Genomic DNA, 18,952 nt, shown 5'->3' with positions numbered 1-18,952 from the left:
CCGGTTCGCAGCGCTTCAGGCGATACTGACGGCGGCGTGCTTGCCCGCGTTGAGAACCAGGTCGGTCGGCAGAACGTCGACCGCGGCGAAGTCCGGAAGGTTCTCGACCTTCGCGTAGAGCGGAGCGAAGTCGGGGCGCGTCGCCGCGAAGAGCGACTCGAAGTCGTCGATGACGAAGTACGTCTGCTGGTAGGTGTCGATCCGGAACTGCGTGCGCATCACGCGTTCGAGGTCGAAGCCGATGCGGTTCGGGTTGTTCGACTCGAGGCAGTAGATCGACTCGCCCTTCGAGCTGACGATGCCGGCGCCGTAGATGCGCAGGCCCTCGGGGCGACGAATCAGGCCGAATTCGACCGTGTACCAGTAGAGGCGCGTCAGACGCTTGAGGGCGTCGGCGCCGATCTTGGCCGCCTTCACGCCACCGCAGCCGTACGCGTGCATGTAGTCCGCGAACACCGGCTCGAGGAGCAGCGGCACGTGCCCGAAGAGGTCGTGGAAGAGGTCGGGCTCGGACAGATAGTCGAGCTGCTCCTTCTTGCGGATCCACCAGGTCACCGGGAAGCGACGCTGCGAGAGGTGGCCGAAGAACACGTCGTCGGGGAGCAGGCCCTCGACGCCGATGAGCTCCCAGCCCGTGGCCTTCTTGAGGGTGACGTTGAGCTCGTCGAACTTCGGAATGGCGTGCTCGCTCATCCCGAAGCGCTCCTGGTTCACCAGCAGCTCGTTGCAAGCCCGGCCAGGGAGCAGCTCCCGCTGGCGCTTGAACAGCGTGGCCCAGACCTCGTGGTCATCCCGGGTGTAGTTCGACCAGGATTGATCGACGGTTCCGGTTGCATAAATCGGCGTGAATCCACGGTCCGACTTGGTGTGCTCGACGCGGCGGGGGGTGCTGCTGTTGCTCACTGTCAAAAGTATGAAACATCCTTGGAGCAACGTTCTTGCGTTGTGACGCCCTAATGGCGAACAAAGCACGAAGATTGCGCCAAAGGTCGTTTTTGGAGTGAAACATGGCCAAGCATCATCTCGATGACATCGACCTGCGCATGCTCGAGATCCTCCAGCGCGAGGGGCGGATCAGTAATGCTGAGCTTGCAGAGCGGGTCCACCTGTCGCCGGCGCCCTGCCTCCGCAGGCTCCAGCGCCTCGAGGCGGAGGGCTTCATCGAGCGCTACCAGGCAAGGCTCGACCCTCGAAAGGTAGGGCTCGGCCTACAGGCCTTCGTCCGCGTCCAGCTCGAGAAGCACGACGCGAAGACCGTCGAGAAGTTCAGTCAGCACGTGATGCGCTGGAGCGAAGTCGTGGCCTGCTTCGCCCTGACCGGCGACCTCGACTACCTGCTCCACGTCTACGTGGCCGACCTCGACGACTTCGCCCGCTTCATGAACAAGGTCCTCAACGCGGGCACCGTCGCCGACATCAATTCGAGCTTCGTCCTCAACACGGTCAAGCAGGTCAGCGCCCTGCCGCTCGCCTCCCCCGACACGGACGAAGAAAAACCAAAGCGCCGCGCGTCGCGCAATGGGCGCTCGCCGGGCTCCGACTCCTGAGGTTCGGCGACCGACGCCGACCTTGAATTCGGCAGCTCTCGACCCGCGCTACGACGCCGCCGAAACGGACGGTGTCGTGGCATCGAGTCGGGCGCGTCTCGAAGGAGAAGTCTGACCGGTTAGGCCTTTTTCTCGCCACGGGGCTTCGCGGCCCGTTTCCGGTGCTGCGCCAATTACCGGCCCTCGAGTGATCGCAGTGTCGCGAACGCGCGGCCATCCGCCCGGGTGCGCGTTTCTCCCTCCGCGAGTCAACGGCACGTGGCGTGAAATATCTGGTCGGGTCATGCCGATGTCCACTGCTGAGTTTTCGCATCGCCTAGCCCGCATTGCGAGACTCCTCGCCACGGCCATGTGCGCGGGGACGCTGGTGGCCTGCGGGAACGTGGACGGGGTCTCGAGCACGGAAGCGCCGGGAACGGTGGGAACGGCCTCTCCCGACTTTGCGAGCGCAGTCGCCACACTCGTGGACTTCGCGTGGAGCGGCGAGCTTCTGAGCGATACAGACGATCCGGGTGTCGTTCGCCAGCTCATCCAAACGCAGGTTCTCTACAGCGTGGGTATTCTGAATGGCGATCTGTCGGTCGGTCGTTACGAACGATTGGATATATCGGATATTAGGATAAGCCCTGCCGCGCAAGGGGGGTATCGCGTTGCGTACCGCGCGAGTTTGCCCGTGGCGTGGGGAAATGGCGCGACGCCACCGTCGAGCTACCCGATGACGTTCCCCGTCCGCGTCGACGCCTCGGCACAGCAGCAATTCACACGTCGGTACGGTGCGAAGTGCGTGTCCTCCGACGGAGGGGACTTGAGCGCAGCTACGCAAGGTGAAGTTGGTGTGATGTTTTTGTTCTATCGCCCGAGCCAAGAAGGCTGCGTCCTTGCCCCCGAGGACGTGACAAAAACCACGGCGACGACGCGCGTCTCGGCGGAAAATACGGTGGGAAAATATCCGGAGTACGACCTCGTGTGGCGCGACCGAGCGCTCGAGGTCGTGGCGGTCTTCGGCTTCGAGGCGAACCCAACGCCCCAGGACGCCGGCCAGCATGCCTACGAGCAATTCCTCGACGCGACGACCGCGTTCCTGACAAGCCTCCAACCCGATGCTTCGAAGCGAGCCTTTATTCGCGGCACGCGGGAGGATGGTGCGCCGCTCGCCGTGCTGGAAGCCGAGCTCCCGAGCGGGCTTCGCGTTCGTGTGAACACTACGCGTGTGGGCACGTGGCTAGACAGTGAAGGCCCCGCATTCGATGCCTGGTACGAGCGGGTGACGCCCCGTGCTGATCTCGTGTTCTACAGCGGCCACTCCGGGCAAGGCGGCAACGTCCGCGCGCTCATGAATCGCGGAACGTTTGTCTCTAGCCAATACCTGCTCTGGGTAGTCAATGGCTGCGATACCCTCGCGTACATCGACCGCACGCTCGCTGATCGGCGCGCGCTGCTCAATCCCGACGATCCGTCGGGCACGAAGTACATGGACACGGTAAGCAACGCGCTTGGTTCGTGGTTCCGTGAGGGCGACCAGACGGGGATGCGCCTCGTGCAGGAGCTCGTTACGGGCGGGCTCGAGCCCTCGCGTTCCAAGAGCTACCAGGAGATCTTTGCCGGCGTCGACCGCGACCAGATCATCGTCGTGACGGGCGAGGAGGACAATGTCTTCCAACCGGAGACCGGTGCGGGCCCGCCCTCCGTGCCCACCCCGCAGGATCCGCCCTCGCGCGAGGGGACACCCGCCGGGCCGGGGGCCCTGGATCCCAAGGTCGAGAACAGCGACGATGGCGGCTGTGCGACGGGCCGGAGCTCGCGCTCTCCCGCGGACCTCGGCACTGCATTCGCCGTCATCGCTGTTAGCGTTCTTCTCGCCCGCCGCGCACTGCGCGGGGAGGGGCGCAGCATATGCCGGGCCGCGCCGCCGGCGCCTGCTACCAAGTGACCGCGTCGAGATAGGCCGTGCCGGTCCACGCACTGGAGGACGGCGAACTCGATACCGATCGAGTCGAGCGCTGCCGCGTTCGACGGCACGGTGATGGAGATGGTGTTCCACGCATCGGCCGTGAGCTGCCCGATCGACCGCTCTACGCCAGTCTAAGCCCATCCTCCGAGATGAGACCGCTCGTACAGCCATAGGCAATGAGAGCCGTGGCCCCAATCGCCACACCAGCGCTGCGCTTCGTGAATCGATTCGAATGCATCCCTGGTTCTCCTTGAGAGCGCGCATGGCCAGAAGGTGTTGGCATGGCAGTGTGCATTCGGAAACGGAACCCGTCATTCGTCAAACAACGTGAATGGCGGACGTGAGCGGAGAGGGCGCCACGACGGACGCCCTCTCCGTCGTCAAGTCACCAGCTCTTGCCGCCGCCCTCGTTGGGATTGCCGGCGTCGGTCGTTACGCCCGCATCGGTGGGCGTGCCTGCGTCAGGCGCGCACTGCGCTTGGTTGTCCTCGCAGGAGGTCGATTGATTAAGGGAGCCAACCGCGTCGCAAGCGAGGCCACACAGACCCTGCTCCGCTTCGAACCCACACAGGACCACGCTGCAGAACTGGAAGCGGTCTCCGTTCTCGCAGACGCACGAGAAGAAGGTCGGTCCGGGCGGTGTGATGAGTGGCGTCGCGTTGTCGCCGGTGGCCTCGGGCGGCGGCGCTGACGTCGTACAGCCACAGGCGATCAGGGCGGCCCCAATCGCCACACCCGCGCTGAGCTTCGCAAGTCGATTCGAATGCATTCCGGTTCTCCTTGCTCGCGTGCGCGCGCCACCATTCATTGGCAAACGCGCATCGCAAGGTGACAAACCCTGCACGCAAGGCGCCAAGCACTGGCATCGCAGCGGTGGAAACGCCTAGGGGCGGGCGCGGAGGCCCGCCCCTACGGCGGCAAGGATGTCGGCGTGCATCGCGGGCGGGTGCGGAGGCGCGCCCCCGACGTCACTTCAGTCGAGCGCCGGCGGGCGCGTGGTCCGCGATGCTGGCGAGGCGCAGATCCTCCGACGGGCCACTCGCGAGCAGCATGCCGTGGGAGACGAGCTTCTCCTTGCCCTTTCCAAAGTCCGCGGAGCCGAAGTCGCGCGGGGCGAGGTTCGCAACGACAACGACGCGGCGCCCGACGAGCACTTCGGGCTCCTTGAACGTGAGCGCGAGGCCCGCCACGATCGTGCGCGGCGACTCCTCTCCAAGGTCCACCGTGAGGCGCAGGAGCTTGTCCTTCTTCGGTACCTTTTCCGCCGTCTTCACGAGGCGCACGCGCAGGCTCGGTAATCCCAGCTTCGCGCGCATCTCGTCGCTCTTGTTCGGCATGGCGGGCCAGATGGCGATGCTGAGTGCCGAGAGCAGCTCGAGCAGCACGTTGAGCTGCGTGTGCGCGCGCGCCGGATCCTGCTTCACCGTGGCCCAGGGAGCCGCGCGGTCCACGTAAAGATTGCCCGCGCTCGCGAGCGCGAACGTCGCTTCCATCGCGCGGTGGGGCTCGAGATCGAGCCACGCCTGCCGGACCATTCCGAGGATGTTCTTCACGTCCGTGAAGAGCGCGTCTTCGAGCTCCGTGGTGGCGCCGCGCGCGGGCACTTTGCCGTCCGCGAGCTTCACGCAGAGGCCCACCACGCGCGAGCGCAGGTTGCCGAGGTTCTGCCTGACGACGACGCTCGGCTACATGCACCTGGCCCCAGGCGACCGGCGGAACGCGATGGACGTCCTGTCGAAGGCCTACGGGACGGCCGAAAGGGCGCCAGCGCTGGCGGCGGTGTCCTGAAGGTCGGGCACTGCCGAACTTGAATTCGGCAGCTCTCGACTCGCGCCACGACGCCGCCGAAATGGACGGTGTCGTGGCATCGAGTCGGTCGCGTTTCGAAGGAGAAGTCTGACCGATCAGGCCTTCTTCTCGTCGCAGTTGAACATCCACGGGACGCCGAACCGATCGACGAGGTGACCGAAATAGGAGCCCCAGAACATGTCCATCAAGGGCATCCCGACCTTCCCGCCCTCCGCGAGGGCGTTGAAAAGACGTTCCGTCTCTTTGCGCGTGTCGGGCTGGAGATTGATGCTGATGGCGTTGCCTTGGGCGAGCTTGTGGCCCATGGACTCGAGCGTGTCGGTGCCCATGATCACGTGTCCGCCGAGGATGGGGAGGGCGACGTGCATGACGTAGTTTTTCTCCTTCGCGCTCAGCTCGGGCATCCCCGGCCCCGGCGGAACGTCGCCCATCCGGTGGATCGGACCGACGAAGCTGGTTCCGAAGACGGATGCGTAGAACTTGAACGCTTCTTCCGTGTTGCCAGCAAAGTTGAGGTAGGTGCTCGTGGTTGCCATCGAAATCGCCTCCGGGCTGGTGGTCGGGCGCCAGACTAGCGAGGTGCCCGTTCGACAACACGGCGAACGACGCCCGCCCAGATCGACAACGTTTCGTCGCGTCCGCTCTTTTTTTCGTGGCTGCCTCGACCGCGGCGTTTTGACACGCACCTCACGTGGCCCTCGGACGCTCTCTCGAAGCTGGTCCGGCGTCCTGCGCTCGCCGAACGTGTTGACGCGCGGCTGGATTCCGACACGTGTCCAGGTGACGTGCAGCGTTCGATCGGGCCGGAAGCTCGACTCGTCGGCAGCGAACGCCGAAGCGTGTTCGATGACGTAACCGATCCTTGGATCGTCCCAACGCCGGAGCGATAGTCAGCCTCGAGCGGCCGAGCCGCCACGATCGGGTTGGTTCCGCCTGCTCCTCCTCCGAGAGCTTTGTTGCCGGCTGGAGAGCAGTCCTGGTTCCGGCATCTCTTCATCGTCGCCATCCGAAGAACGCGACACCCTGACCTCCGCGGACCTCAGGCTGGTTCGTTCGGGCGCCACTTGTCGATGGTGGCGAATGCGAATCTTGAATTCGGCAACTCTCGTGGACGACTGCACGACATGCCGTCGTCGCGACCACGAGCGCCGAAACAGCGCAGGACCATTGCGCGTCATCGAGGGGGATCAGGCTTCGCTCTGGACATGCGCGCGCGCGCACACCTCCACGATCCGAGGTGGCCTTGGACGCATCGTCGCCATATGTGCGGACAGGAGCCGGCGTGGCTCGGCGAAAGGCGTCTTTCGTGCTGTCCGGAGGCAGGCGAGGCGGCGACCGGTCGAGGGCGGCGAGGACTCGTGCGAGAGAGGCTTGCGGGGCGTGCCCCGTATTGGGGAATAGTTGAATTGTGAGATGGATTCTGGTATTGTCAATAGATGGGCAGTGCTTAGGGTCATGGATCTCGACGCGCGTGAGAGCTGACGTCGAGATGGGAGGGGAAATGGCCAAGCAGAAGGAGGCCGTGGGCGAGCAGCTCACGCTGCCGGAGGCGCGGACGTGGGGCGGCCGTCGGGCGAATGCGGGACGCAAGCGGGGAATACACATCGCGCATGGCCCTAGACCCGAACACGACTTTCGGCATCCGGTGCACATCACACTTCGTGCGGTGAAAGGCTTACCGAGCTTTCGGACGCCTTTGCTCTATGGCGAGATCGAGAGATCCATTCGCGCGACACGCAGGCCAGATTTCCGAATCAACGAGTTCTCCGTGCAAGACGACCACGTTCACCTGATCTCGGAGGGCGATGACAAGCGGGCACTCTCTCGAGGGATGTCGAGCTTCAAGGTGCGGGCCGCAGCGCGGATCAAGCGAGCGCTCGGCCTCGCGAGAGGGCCGATCTGGCAAGAGCGCTATCATCGGCGCGATTTGACGTCTCCCAAGCAAGTGCGTAATGCGCTGGTCTACGTCATCGCTAACTACAAAAAACACTTTCGCATGACGGACGGCAAACCGCGCATCGACGCATGCTCCTCGGCGCCATGGTTCGCGGGATGGATCTCCGAACGAAGTCGGCCACCAGAGACACCGAGCCCGGTAGAGCCATCATGCACCTGGCTAGGGCGCACGGAGTGGAAGCGACATGGCCTGATTCATCCCGGGGAGGCTCCGCGAACGCCGCATAGATTTTAGTCTAGTGACCAGTTGCACGATCCTTCGCCCAAGTCTGTGGCGACCTCCGTGTGACGACGAATTTGGGCATCGCAGATGCGCTCCGACGTTGGCACCATCGCGCGCGCGAGTCGTTGGTCGTCGCCACCTGGTCACCGTGCGCACGGTAACGCACGAGATCGCGACCGCCACGCTCGGGCGAGCAAGGTCGCATCGCGTTCTGCTAACGGCGTTGCTGCAGCGGTTCGAGGAACTTGTTCCAATAGAGGTCCGCACCTGCGCGCTTCGTGAGTTTCTCGTCGCGTCGAGCGAAGTCCATCATGCCGAAAGACTTGAGGTAGAGGATGTGCTCGTCGGCCTCTGCTTGCAGACTCTCGTTGAAGCCGCCGCGCGTACCGCCCGACGCGTATCGAATACCGTGGCCGAGATGCCCGTCGAGCACGAGGGAGATTTCGCATCGGCTCTGAGCACCGCCGTTCCGATAGATGGCCGCCGCGAAGGTCCTCGTGTCGATGCGTTCGAACTTTACGTCAACCGACGATTCACGCGATTGAAGCTCGTCGAGTGAATTCTTGAAATAAGAGGCAATGTACTCGAACGATTCGGCGAGGAACTTCTCCTTGTCGAGTTCGGTGAACTCTTTCGTGATGCGAAGGTTGCTCGAACGAACGGCCTCCTCCATCGTGGCCGAACCGGGGACCGGCGGGAGCCGACGCGGCGTCATTCGATGCACCTCCGGCTCAGGCTTCTCATCCATCACGGCCTGACGGATTCCGAGAGCCACGTCGAGCAGTGCTTCGTCGGTATCGGGCCAAAGTGCGACCGCCTTTCCGTCATGCGGAACGGCTTTGAGGTGACCGAACGGCATTGGTTTCCAGTCGCACGGTCGTAGAATGATGGGGATCACGCGAGCCGACTTCGCCGTATGTCGCTCGAGGGCGCGTGCCATCTCGATACTGAAGCAGTAGTCGGATGCGATGAAGGCCGAGCTCACCAGGAGGAGTACGATCGAGGCGCGCTCCAATTCGGCGGAGATGACGTCCCCGAACGCATCGCCCGGGAGGATCTTTCGGTCCGACCAGGCTTCGATCAGCCCCTGACGTTCGAGGCCCGCGAGATGCTCTTCGAGCTTGTCGCGATATTCCTGGTCCTTGTCCGAATAGGAGGAGAATGGTGTAGTTGATATCAGTGCTCCGCTCTCGAAATGCGGATATTCAGGAGCCCAACGAGCGATTCCATATCTCCAGGCCAACGACCGACTCAGAGAGCTGCCCCACGTTCAGAACCAAGCGCATCTTGAGTTCGGCAACTCCGGTTGAACGGCGTCGTCACCGTCGTCCCTTCCTCAGGACGCCGTTGCGGAGGCGACGCCCCCTCCGTTCCGAACAGGCGTTCCTAGACCGAGACGTTGCGGAAGCGCGCGCGGTACTCGCCGGGCGTGATGCCCATCACGCGCTTGAGCGCTCGTCGCATGAGCTGGACGTCGGAGAAACCGCACGCCGAAGCGATGCGCTCGAGGCCCCATTGCTTGTCTTCGAGGAGCCAGCGTGCGTGTTCGAGTCGTAGGCGCTGGACGTAAGCGGCCGGGGTCGTGCCGAGCTCTTGCTTGAAGACGCGTGCGAAGTTGCGTGGGCTCATGGCCACACGAGCCGCGAGTCGGTCGACGCTCAAGTCTTCGGAGAGGTGATCGGCCAACCAGACTTGCAGCTGGCGGATCGAAGGAGTCTCGGCCTGGCGTGTCGACATGGTCACGCTGAATTGGGCCTGGCCCCCGGGGCGCCGGAGGAAGACGACCATCCCTCGCGCGACGTCGAGGGCTGCTTGTGCCCCGAGGTCTTCTTCGATGAGGGCGAGGGCGAGGTCGATTCCTGCGGTCACGCCTGCAGAGGTGTAGACGTTGCCGTGGCGCACCCAGATCTCGTCGGACGACACGGCGACGGCGGGAAAGCGCTCCGCGAGCCTGCCGGCATAGGCCCAATGCGTGGTGGCGCGCCGGCCGTCGAGAAGGCCTGCCTCTGCGAGCAGAAAGGCGCCGGTGCAGACGGACACCACACGACGTACGCGCGGCGCGGTTTTCCTTAGCCATGCGATGAACGCGCGCGGAGGTGCCTCGTCGATGTGACGCCCGGTGACGACCACGAGGGTATCGATGGCGCCCTTCCATCGGAGGCACGAGCCTGCTCCGACGAGTGTCACCCCCGAGCTCCCGGTGATGGCGGCGTCCGGTCCCCCGGAGAGAACGGTGACCTCGTAGAGTCGGTCGGTGCGCGCACGCAGCCGGTTGGCGTTGATGAACGCGCTCACCGCGCCGAAAAGATCGAGCTCCTCGACGGGCGGCACGGCGACGAACACGACGCGGCGAGCGCGGCGCGGCGTGCCACGAAGAGGGGGAGCCGAGCTCGAGCGCGGACGCATCGGCCGTCCACCGTAGCGCGGATTGGCAGGAAACGCCCTAACGGCGTCATTCCTGCCAATCGCGACCCTCGTAGAGTCGTCGTGTCGGTTGGGACGGGAACCCGACCATGAAGGAGACGGATCATGGATTCGACACCGCGATCGCTCGAAATCGGAATGCTCGTCCATCCAGGGATGACGGCCCTCGACGCCGTTGCCCCACAGCTCGTCTTCGCCAACATGCTGAACACGCGTGTCCATCTCGTATGGAAAACCCTGGAGCCCGTCGTAACGGACACCGGTCTCGCGCTGCTTCCGACGGCGACGTTCGAGACATGCCCGTACGCCCTCGACGTGCTGTTCGTCGGTGGCGCGAAGGCGGCGACGTGGCCGCTCTTGGCCGACGTCGAAACGGTGGAGTTCGTGCGCTCGCGAGGAAGTGCCGCTCGGTGGGTCACGAGCGTGTGCACGGGCTCGCTCCTGCTCGGTGCGGCAGGTCTACTGCAAGGCTACCGGGCGACGTCCCACTGGGCGGTGCGGGACTGCCTCGGGGACTTCGGTGCCACTCCGGTGGACGCGCGGGTGGTGATCGACGGCAACCGGATGACGGGAGGCGGCGTCACGGCTGGGATGGATTTCGGACTCCAGCTTGCAGCGCTCTTGCACGGTGAGCCCTTCGCGAAGGTCTTGCAGCTGCTGGTCGAGTACCATCCCGAACCGCCGTTCGAGACCGGGTTGCCCTCGTCGTCCGATCGGGCCACGTTGGAGCTCGCGACGAGCATCTACGGCGACGAAATTGCGGCGGCGAAGAAGGCGACGAAGGCAGCGGGGGGACGCCTGATGGAGTGATGTCGCCCACGGGTCGAGGGGCTCTTCGCGAACTCGCCGGTGCTCCGCTTACGCGATGTCGATCCACAACGCTGCGCCGGCGTGCTCGCTCGTGACGTCGACCGCGCCCCCCTCGACGACCATTCCCTCGCCCACCTCGAGGCGAGAGCTCCGCGTCGAATCCGCCGACGCGACCACTCGAAGGGGGCTCGTCATCGCCAGCAGATAGCCTCGACGCCGCGACGCCGTGGCGAGCCGCTCGACCGTCCGTGGCGCGAGATCGTGCCACCAAACGCGCGCGTCGGCGCGAAGCGGCATCGCTGCGTCTCCGGCCACGAGGTGGCGACCGGGTTCCGAAAACGTTCGTTCGAAGTACGCGGGAGCACCCCCATGAGCGTCTGGCGCGAACCAGATCTGGAGCATGCGCGTGGGGGCGTCCGTGTCGTTGCCCTCCGCGTGCATCATCCCGTCGCGCGCCGAGATCAACTGTGCCGAGCGCGCTCGCAGGGTCGTGCCGTGCGCCTGATCTCCGTGGTGGGAGAGCTCGCCATCGATCACGATGCTGAGGATCTCCATTTCGCGATGCGGGTGCAGCGGGAAGCGCGAGCGAGGTGCGAACGTCGCGTCCGCGAGCACGAGGAGCGGGCCGATCGCGCTCCCTTGACCGGCTTGCGGCCCCACGGTGGCGACGAAGTGATCGCGGAGCGTCAGCCAAGAGAGCGTGGTGGTCGGCAGCGAAGCGAGCGAGCGGGGTACGAGGGTGGGCACGGCCTCCTCCAAGGGAACGGGACTTGACGACGACGATCGAGAGCAGGCGCTCACGAGGAGGGCACTCCCATAGGCGAGGAACGTCCGGCGAGAAGCCCCGCGCGCGTCCAAAGGCCCGGTACCGACTTCATCGTCGTCAATCATCGGAGCTTTCCAAGTCAGCGCGGCCCTATCGGGCATCGCTCGACATGCCCTCGAACCTACTGATCGGCCCTCGGGTTGACAATGACGCGTGCACGCACAGAGGATGTGCGTCGATGCACATTTCGTGGGACGATCTTCAGACGGTCGAAGCGCTTGTCCGGCTCGAGAGTCTCGAAAGCGCTGCGCGCGAACTCGGGCTGCGCCACTCTTCGGTCTCCCGACGCATCGCCGCTCTCGAGGCACGGCTCGGCGCCGCGCTCTTCATGCGAGGTACGCGCCTCGCGCCGACGAAGCTCGCGCGCGGGATGGCCGAGCGAGCGAGCGCGATGCGAGCCGCCGCGGTCGAGATCGAGGCAGCGGTCTCCGCCGAGCAGCGACATCGAGCCCAGCGACTCGTCGTCACCACCAACGATGTCCTCGCGCCGCTCCTCTTCCTCGCTCTCTCCAAGACGGGCTCGTCTCCATCCGTGGACGTGCTCGTCAGCGATACGGAGCTCGCTCTTGCTCCGGGAGAGGTCGATCTCGCGCTTCGTCCGTCGCAGGACCCGAGCGGTGTGCTGCGAGGGCGCCGCCTCGGGACGTTGCGGCTCGGGGTGTACCGCGCGCCGACCGCGCGTCCGGGTTGGGTCCTGCCGAGCCCATCGCTGCGCGCCAAGCTGTCCATGCGTTGGTGGCGTCACGTACCGGACGACACGAATGCGACGATCACCTGCAACTCGCTTCTCGGCATTCGCGACGCATGTCGAGCGGGCTTCGGTCGCTCCGTGCTTCCCTGCTTCCTTGCGCAGGACGACCCCGGCCTCCGCCTCGAGCGCGAACTCGACGGCGGGCCTCTGGTGTGGCTCCTCGCACCGAGCGCACAGAAGATGAACCCGCAGATCCGTGATGCCCGCGACGCTCTGTACGCGGCGCTTCGGTCGATCGACGGCGTCTTCCACCACCTCGTCGACAGCTCACGCGGGTCCTAGAGCGTGGAATTCAGAGTACTTCGAGGGCGCGGCGATCGACGAGCGTGAGGCCGCTGTCGCCGCGCTGGACCAAGTGCTTTTCTTCCAGGCTCGCGACCGAGCGACAGACCGACTCGTGGCGGAGCGCGAGGAGTGAGGCGAGGTCGCGCTGCTGGATCGCGCTGGGGATGATGTTCAGCGCGCGGCCGGGAGAGAGCGTGTCGCCGATCGCGAGCAGCATCGCGGCGACGCGCGACGTTGCCGACGCCCGACTCCGCGCCTCGGCGATGCGCTCGACACGCCGGAGGATGGTCGCCTGCGCGTTCACCACGTCGCGCGCGCCCGCCGCCCCGCTTGCGACGGCCGCGTCGAGCGAGGAGGTTGGGCAGAGGCAGAGCATCACGTCATCGACCGCGTAGCCGCCGGCCCCGTCATCGGCCTCCGCACCGATCGGCAGCGCGCTGCCAGGCCCCGCGATGTCGATCGACGTCGCGCGGCCGGTGGAGTCGACGCGTTGTCGAACGACGATGCCGCGCCGGACGAGCGCGAAGCCGTAGTCCGCGCGCCAGCGTTCCGGGAGTGGCTGCCGCGCGGGGACGGCGAGGCAGCGAAACGCGCAACCGGACTCGCGCTGTACGAGCCCTTCGAAGGCAGGTCGGGGACCCCGCACCGCCGGACAGTCGGGACAGACTCGAGGCATGGAGTTCTTGTCCCTTGCGAATTGCGTTCCAACGAGTTCAGCGCGCATCGGCGAAGCGAGTTCGCGACTCATCGGTCGTGCAATTCCTGCGCACTCCCGAGCATCCCTTCCGCGAAGAGACGCGCGCACTCGCGTCGACGGATCTTCCCGCTCGTCGTACGAGGCACCTTGCCGACGCCGCAGAGGCGGATCTCGTCGGGCTTGATCCCGAGGACGGAGAGGAGCTCCGCACGGACCGCCTTGGCGATCACCTCGCGGCGCTCCGCGTCACCGTGGGGCGTCTCGACGATCACGACGAGGTCCTCGGTTCCCGTCGCGACGTTCGTGCGCCCGAAGGCTGCGACGCCGCCTTGACGGACGCCCTCGACCTCTCCCGCAACGCGCTCGACATCGTAGGGGTAGACGTTGCGGCCGCCCTTGATGATGAGATCCTTCGCGCGGCCGGTGACGAAGAGTCGCCCGCCGTCGATGAAGCCCAGGTCGCCGGTGCGGAGCCACCCGCCCGAGATCGCCGCCGCGCTCGCCTCGTCGTTGCCGAAGTATCCGTCCATCAGGGACGGCCCCGCCACGCGGATGTCTCCGATCGTCCGCTCCGGCACGACGCGCCCATCCTCGGCGACCACCTCGATGCGCATCCCGGCAACCGGGTAGCCGACGCTCACGGCCGGATGTCCGCCAGGGAGCGGCACCGCGCGGCGCTCTCCTTCCAGCGCGTCTCGAGCGACCTCGAGCGTCTGCATCTTACTGGCGAGCGAAGGGAACGTGACGGCGAGCGTCGCCTCGGCCATGCCGTAGACGGGGAGCGGTGCGTCGCTGCGGAAGCCGTTCGGCGCGAAGCGCTCGGTGAAGCGCGCGACCGAGGTCATCTGGATGGGCTCGGCGCCGTTGAGCGCGTGGCGCCAGGTGTCGAGCCGCAGGTCGGCGACATCACCCGCGCGTGCGCACGTCATGTCGTAGGCGAAATTCGGCGCGGCCGAGAGCGTGCCGCCGACTTTGGCGACGAGATCGAGCCAGCGTCGCGGATTCATCACGAACGACTCGGGCGACATCACGTGGATCGGATACGGATGGCAGATCGACGTGAGCAGCACGCCGATGAGCCCCATGTCGTGGAAGAGTGGCAGCCAACTCACGCCGACATCGCGATCGCTGAGCGAGAGCCCGCTCGAGATGGCGAAGGTGTTCGAGACCAGCGCGCGGTGCGAGATCACGGCGCCCTTCGGGGCCCCGGTGGTCCCCGACGTGTACTGGATGAACGCGGGATCGCTGCCGCCGATGGAGGGGAGCTTCATGCATATGCTGCCCACGCCGTCGAGGTCGCCCTCGCTCATCACCTCGCCGAGTGGAGCGCCTAGCGCCGGATTGCTCTCGAGCGCGGCGCGGATGCGCCCGTAGGTGATGGTGCCACGTGCGCCACAGTCCGTGGCGATGGCTGCGAGGTTCATGAGGTAGCGGTCGACGCTGCCGAACGTCATCGGCGTCGCGAGCGGCACGGGCACCGCGCCGAGGAGCATCGTGCCGAGCATCGCCTCCACGAACGCGTGGCTCGTCGGGAGAAGGACGAGGACGCGGTCGCCGGCGCCTACTCCGCGGCTCGCGAGGAGCTTCGCCCAGCGGTACGACGAGTCGAGCGCGGCCTCCGAGGTGAGCGTTAGTGGCTCTCGCCCGCCGTGGATCGTCACGAACGGGGCGTGCGCGCGAGCCGCGGCCTCGAAGGCAGCGACGAGGGTGTCGTGGGGAGGGCGCACGTCGATGGGGCTCGAAGCTCGAGAGAGAGGGGCGCTCATGCGGCGCGGAGCTTGGTCGATCGCCGCTCGACGCGGGTTGCGCGAGATCAATCGGTCGACTCGAGGGTAGATCCGCGCAGATCCCGCGCGTCGACGCGGTTCTTGCGCGTCGCTGCGCGCCCAGCACGCTACGCGGTGAAGCGGTCTTCGGACGCAGGCCGATTGATCGAGCGCAATCGAGCGCCCTCTCGCCTGGGCCATGGTGCGCGGGCCATGAGTATGCGCGCGCTGGTCATCGGCGGTACGGGCTTCGTCGGACTCAACATCGTGGATGCGCTCCTCGAGGCCGGAGCGACCGTCACGGTCACCCGCCGCAAGCAGTCGGTCACGGTGCTGGTGCGGAAGCGGCCGGTGAACCTCGTCGATGCCTCGCTCGAGGAGCCCGAGAAGCTCAAACGCGCGATGTCCGACTGTGATGTCGTCTACCTCGCCGGCGCCTATTATCCGCGATACTCGATCAACCTCCAGGCTTCGCTCGAACTGGGCGTCCAGGGCGTTGCCAACGTATGTGCGGCCGCACGAGCGGCATCGGTCCCGCGGCTCGTCTACACGTCGACGATCGCGACGCTGGCGTCGTCGCCCGATTACCGTTTCGCCGACGAACGCGACGTGCTGCCCAGCATGCCGACCGACAGCGTCTATCGCGCGGTCAAGTGGGCGATGGAGCAGGAGGTCGAGAGCGCACGGCGGGCCGGGCTCGACGCCGTGACGTTGCTGCCCGGCGGTTGCATCGGCCCAGGCGACCTGCGGCTCGGCACCGGCTCGGTGATCGCCGGCGTGGTCCGCGGCCTGCTCCCGTGGTGGGTCGACGGCCGCGTCAACATCGTCGACGTCGGCGACGTTGCTCGCGCTCACGTGGCGGCCGGCTCCAAGACGCCCGGGACGCGCTACGCCATCGCAGGCCACTCGCTGCGCGTGCTGGAGCTGCTGCAGACCATCGCTCGTCGTTATGGAGGTACCGTGCCCGACCTCGAGCTCTCCGCGGACGAGGCTCGTGCGCGTGCCCTCGTCGACGAGCTCGCTGCGGCACCGCAAAAGGGGCGCGTCCCCATCCCGCGCGAGTTCGTGGACATGGCGGTGCATGGACAACGCGTGTCGAACGCGCGCGTCGAGATGGAACTTGGCCTGTCACTCACGCCGCTCGAACAGGCGCTCGATCGGGCGCACGCATGGCTCTCGCGCTTCGGCTTCGTGCCGCGGCCAGCATCGAAGGAGGCAATGAATGAACACGTATGAGCAAGACTCCCGCACCATCGCTCTCACGGTCCTCGCGGAGATCGCCGAAGTGGACCGGAGCAAGCTTCGTGGTGACGACCGCCTTCGTGAGGATCTCGGGATGGACTCGCTCTCGAGTCTCGAGCTGCTCTCCACGATCGGAGAGAAGCTGGACCTCGACCTCATGATCGAGGACGCCATGGATATCCGCACGGTTGACGATGCCTGCGCATTCGTGGAGAGCCAATGTCGAGCACGAGCGTGAACGTCTCGGCCGCTCCGGAGGCCGATGTCGTCGAGCTGCTCCTGCCCCAGGTCCGCAAGTTCCTCGCGAGAGAGGTGCGGGCCGAGGCGATCGATCGAGAGGGCCTCATCCCCGCCGCCGTGCGCGAAAGCGCGGCGGGCTTGGGGCTCTTCGGTCTCACCATCCCCACGGAGTACGGCGGCGCGGGGCTCCCGCTCGGGTCGGCCTGCCGTGTCGTCACGGAGCTGGCTCGCGTCGATCGATCCATCGCGATCATGATCGGGCTACACGTGGGGCTCGGCACCCGCGGGCTCGTCGCGTACGGCTCGCCCGAGCTTCGGAGCACGTGGCTTCCGCGGCTCGCATCGGGCGAATGCGTTGCTTCGTTCTCGGTCACCGAGGCGAACGCGGGATCGGACCTCACGGCCATCCGCACGACGGCCGAGCCGACGCGTGAGGGGCTGCGCATCGTCGGAGAGAAGAGCTATGTCACGAACGGGGGCTTCGCCGGACTCTTCACGGTCCTCGTGCGAACACCGGGGATCGGCGGAGAGCGCGCAACGTCGGTCGTGTGCATCCCTCGCGACACGCCCGGGGTGGAGATCGGTCTGGAAGAGGACAAGTTGGGCGTCCGCGGATCGTCGACGGTGACCTTGACGTTCGACGGAGCGGTCGTCCCGTGGACCAACCTCATCGGAGAGGCGGGCCGCGGAATGGATGTGGCGCACGAGCTCCTCGGCTGGGGAAGGACCCTCATGTCCGCCGGATGTGTGGGCACGGCCCGAGCTGCGCTCGACGCGACCGTCGCCTACGTGGGGATGCGACGCCAGTTCGGCCGTGCCATCGGTGAGTTCGGCGCCACGCGCGTGCACGTCGCGTGGATGGCCGCGCGCGTCCACGCGATGGAAGCGATCATGAAGAGCGTCGCCGACGAGCAAGCGCGGGGAAGAAACATCGAGACGTCCTCCGCGATCGCGAAGGTCTTCACGAGCGAGTCGGCCTTCGCCGTGTGCGACCGGGCCGTGCAGCTTCACGGCGCGCTCGGATTCCTCGAGCCGACGGGCGTGGCGAGGATGCTCCGCGATTCGCGCATCACGCGGATCTTCGAAGGAGCCAACGACGTCCTCCTCGTTCGAATCGGCGCTGCGAGGGTGACGTCGTCCGCGCCGATCGTCCAGTTCGACGACTCACCATCCGTCCGTGCCCTCGCAAGGCGTCTCGATGACGCCGTCGCGGAGATCCGCTCGCGGCTCGGGATCCGTGCCGTCCGCCGCCAACTCTTGCTGCAGCGCATCGCGAGCGCGGAGATCTCCGTCACCGTCGCGCGCGCCGCCGCGCTGTCCGGTGGTCCGCTCGGGCACTACGCCTCCGAGCAGCTCGTCGAGGAGGGGCATCACGCGCTCGATAGGCTCGTGCGTGCCGAACGCGACGAGGACGAGGCCACCGCGCTCTTCGAGTCTCGGTGATTCAGAGAGCGCCGCGCGCGATCCCGTCCGCGATGCTCGTCGGGCGGACCGATGGGTAGCGCGCATTGTGGTTCTCGGAGAGGAGGGCCTCACCGCCGAACACGCCGCGTGCGTACATCATGGGGAGCCACGACAGTGGGTTTCGCGGGTCGGCGTCGAGGCGGCGCCTCGTCTCGCGCGCGAGATCGTCGAGCGAGCCGAGGCGCTCCAGCGTGAGGCTCTTCCCGTGCACCGCCTCCCACGTCTTTGCCAGCGTGAAGATGTCCATGCGCCCTCCGGAGACGGAGAGGCGCTCGGGGACGCGATCCTCGTCGAGGGCGGCCTCGGCCGTGAAAGCCGCCGTGTCTTCCCAGGTCGTGAGATCGATCGGCGTCGTTCCTTCGCCCCAGTAACGCAGGATGCGTTTCTCCGCATCGAAGATCTCGAGGAAGGAGAACACGTTTCGATCGAGGAACATGCCGTTCAACACGTGCACGAGCTCGAACGCGCCGGAATTCTCCTCGCGGGCGCGGATGGCGAGCTGGCGCCGCCAGTCGGCGGCCACGTTGATTCCCTCGGAGAGTGTGAAGAAGTCGAACGAGTAGTCCGACGCGATGAAGCGACGTGCGCCCGCAGCCTTCGCTGCGCGGACAAGCGCGAGCTGCGCGTCGATGATGATGTCGGGCCCGCCCTGGAGAGCCGAGATGACGCTGAAGGCTGGACGCATGGCGTCTTCGCGCGCCGCCGCCGTCGAGCTCACGGCGTCGAAGGCCATCGCCTCGACCCGATCCGCCGGCCAGCCGGCGTCGTCGAGCTTGCGAGGATCGCGTACCAGGGCGCGCACGCGAACCTCGGGATGCTCGAGCAGGGACCTGACGATGAGCCGGCCCAGCTTGCCTCCTGCACCTACCACCACGACGAGTTTGTCTTTCATGCGTTGGACGATGGCGCCGCGGTCTCGTCCTGACAATGAACGATCATCCGCACGGACCGTCTGGTAAAA

The 18,952-nt window shown here is 66.2% G+C and carries 18 protein-coding genes; 8 read left to right on the top strand and 10 right to left on the bottom strand.

The window, feature by feature from the left end:
* Positions 1 to 15 precede the first annotated feature (15 nt).
* Positions 16 to 903, bottom strand: a complete 888-nt coding sequence (gene phhA, locus AKJ09_RS11350; RefSeq protein ID WP_146647213.1) for a phenylalanine 4-monooxygenase — start codon at positions 901 to 903, stop codon at positions 16 to 18.
* Positions 904 to 1,007: 104 nt separating this feature from the next.
* On the opposite strand from phhA, the gene AKJ09_RS11345 reads away from it, so the two are divergent.
* Both AKJ09_RS11345 and AKJ09_RS11340 read left to right on the top strand, forming a co-directional pair.
* Positions 1,008 to 1,547, top strand: coding sequence for an Lrp/AsnC family transcriptional regulator (locus tag AKJ09_RS11345; protein WP_146647212.1), 540 nt, complete (start codon positions 1,008 to 1,010; stop codon positions 1,545 to 1,547).
* 283 nt (positions 1,548 to 1,830) lie between these two features.
* Positions 1,831 to 3,477 carry a hypothetical protein gene (locus AKJ09_RS11340; protein WP_146647211.1) on the top strand — a complete coding sequence of 549 codons (1,647 nt, stop codon included), beginning with the start codon at positions 1,831 to 1,833 and terminating at the stop codon, positions 3,475 to 3,477.
* Positions 3,478 to 3,883: 406 nt separating this feature from the next.
* Here AKJ09_RS11340 and AKJ09_RS11335 read toward each other — a convergent pair whose 3' ends face one another.
* From AKJ09_RS11335 to AKJ09_RS11325, 3 genes are all read right to left on the bottom strand, one after another.
* Positions 3,884 to 4,267: a hypothetical protein gene (locus AKJ09_RS11335; RefSeq protein ID WP_146647210.1), complete on the bottom strand. Its 384-nt coding sequence runs from the start codon at positions 4,265 to 4,267 to the stop codon at positions 3,884 to 3,886.
* Between the two features lie 199 nt (positions 4,268 to 4,466).
* Positions 4,467 to 5,123, bottom strand: coding sequence for a methionine--tRNA ligase (locus tag AKJ09_RS11330; protein WP_240488439.1), 657 nt, complete (start codon positions 5,121 to 5,123; stop codon positions 4,467 to 4,469).
* Positions 5,124 to 5,402: 279 nt separating this feature from the next.
* Positions 5,403 to 5,843 carry a VOC family protein gene (locus tag AKJ09_RS11325; protein ID WP_146647209.1) on the bottom strand — a complete coding sequence of 147 codons (441 nt, stop codon included), beginning with the start codon at positions 5,841 to 5,843 and terminating at the stop codon, positions 5,403 to 5,405.
* Positions 5,844 to 6,796: 953 nt separating this feature from the next.
* Here AKJ09_RS11325 and AKJ09_RS56085 point away from each other — a divergent pair.
* Positions 6,797 to 7,498 carry a transposase gene (locus tag AKJ09_RS56085; RefSeq protein WP_420814278.1) on the top strand — a complete coding sequence of 234 codons (702 nt, stop codon included), beginning with the start codon at positions 6,797 to 6,799 and terminating at the stop codon, positions 7,496 to 7,498.
* Between the two features lie 202 nt (positions 7,499 to 7,700).
* Here the strand turns inward: AKJ09_RS56085 and AKJ09_RS11315 are convergent, their stop codons facing one another.
* Complete coding sequence (locus tag AKJ09_RS11315; protein WP_169927451.1) at positions 7,701 to 8,729, bottom strand: toll/interleukin-1 receptor domain-containing protein; 1,029 nt, start codon at positions 8,727 to 8,729, stop codon at positions 7,701 to 7,703.
* A gap of 143 nt (positions 8,730 to 8,872) precedes the next feature.
* Positions 8,873 to 9,892 carry a GlxA family transcriptional regulator gene (locus AKJ09_RS11310; protein ID WP_146647206.1) on the bottom strand — a complete coding sequence of 340 codons (1,020 nt, stop codon included), beginning with the start codon at positions 9,890 to 9,892 and terminating at the stop codon, positions 8,873 to 8,875.
* 123 nt (positions 9,893 to 10,015) lie between these two features.
* Between AKJ09_RS11310 and AKJ09_RS11305 the strand changes: the two genes are divergently transcribed.
* Positions 10,016 to 10,720 carry a DJ-1/PfpI family protein gene (locus AKJ09_RS11305; protein ID WP_146647205.1) on the top strand — a complete coding sequence of 235 codons (705 nt, stop codon included), beginning with the start codon at positions 10,016 to 10,018 and terminating at the stop codon, positions 10,718 to 10,720.
* Positions 10,721 to 10,768: 48 nt separating this feature from the next.
* Here AKJ09_RS11305 and AKJ09_RS11300 read toward each other — a convergent pair whose 3' ends face one another.
* Positions 10,769 to 11,467 (bottom strand): pirin family protein, encoded by a 699-nt coding sequence (locus AKJ09_RS11300; RefSeq protein WP_240488438.1) that lies wholly within the window; start codon positions 11,465 to 11,467, stop codon positions 10,769 to 10,771.
* A gap of 257 nt (positions 11,468 to 11,724) precedes the next feature.
* Here AKJ09_RS11300 and AKJ09_RS11295 point away from each other — a divergent pair, with 257 nt between their 5' ends.
* Positions 11,725 to 12,579: a LysR family transcriptional regulator gene (locus AKJ09_RS11295; RefSeq protein ID WP_146647204.1), complete on the top strand. Its 855-nt coding sequence runs from the start codon at positions 11,725 to 11,727 to the stop codon at positions 12,577 to 12,579.
* 10 nt (positions 12,580 to 12,589) lie between these two features.
* Here AKJ09_RS11295 and AKJ09_RS11290 read toward each other — a convergent pair whose 3' ends face one another.
* Both AKJ09_RS11290 and AKJ09_RS11285 read right to left on the bottom strand, forming a co-directional pair.
* Positions 12,590 to 13,228: a Crp/Fnr family transcriptional regulator gene (locus tag AKJ09_RS11290; RefSeq protein WP_169927450.1), complete on the bottom strand. Its 639-nt coding sequence runs from the start codon at positions 13,226 to 13,228 to the stop codon at positions 12,590 to 12,592.
* Between the two features lie 98 nt (positions 13,229 to 13,326).
* Positions 13,327 to 15,045, bottom strand: coding sequence for a fatty acyl-AMP ligase (locus tag AKJ09_RS11285; RefSeq protein WP_169927449.1), 1,719 nt, complete (start codon positions 15,043 to 15,045; stop codon positions 13,327 to 13,329).
* A 213-nt stretch (positions 15,046 to 15,258) separates the two neighbouring features.
* Here AKJ09_RS11285 and AKJ09_RS11280 point away from each other — a divergent pair, with 213 nt between their 5' ends.
* Genes AKJ09_RS11280 through AKJ09_RS11270 form a run of 3 tightly spaced genes read left to right on the top strand, consistent with a single transcriptional unit; the run spans position 15,259 to position 17,970 of the window.
* Positions 15,259 to 16,281, top strand: a complete 1,023-nt coding sequence (locus AKJ09_RS11280) for an NAD-dependent epimerase/dehydratase family protein (RefSeq protein WP_146647201.1) — start codon at positions 15,259 to 15,261, stop codon at positions 16,279 to 16,281.
* The gene (locus tag AKJ09_RS11275) at positions 16,268 to 16,525 is read left to right on the top strand and encodes an acyl carrier protein (RefSeq protein WP_146647200.1); all 258 of its coding nucleotides are present in this window, start codon (positions 16,268 to 16,270) and stop codon (positions 16,523 to 16,525) included. Before AKJ09_RS11280 ends, AKJ09_RS11275 begins: the two co-directional genes overlap by 14 nt.
* Positions 16,507 to 17,970, top strand: coding sequence for an acyl-CoA dehydrogenase family protein (locus AKJ09_RS11270; RefSeq protein WP_146647199.1), 1,464 nt, complete (start codon positions 16,507 to 16,509; stop codon positions 17,968 to 17,970). The genes AKJ09_RS11275 and AKJ09_RS11270 overlap by 19 nt, the downstream gene beginning before the upstream one ends.
* Before the next feature lies 1 nt (position 17,971).
* Here the strand turns inward: AKJ09_RS11270 and AKJ09_RS11265 are convergent, their stop codons facing one another.
* The gene (locus AKJ09_RS11265; RefSeq protein ID WP_169927448.1) at positions 17,972 to 18,883 is read right to left on the bottom strand and encodes an NmrA family NAD(P)-binding protein; all 912 of its coding nucleotides are present in this window, start codon (positions 18,881 to 18,883) and stop codon (positions 17,972 to 17,974) included.
* Between the last annotated feature and the right edge of the window lie 69 nt (positions 18,884 to 18,952).

This window comes from Labilithrix luteola, assembly GCF_001263205.1.
GTDB classification, from domain to species: Bacteria; Myxococcota_A; Polyangia; order Polyangiales; family Polyangiaceae; genus Labilithrix; species Labilithrix luteola.
Note: the sequence above shows the minus strand (reverse complement) of the source record. Positions and strands in the feature narration are given on the sequence as shown.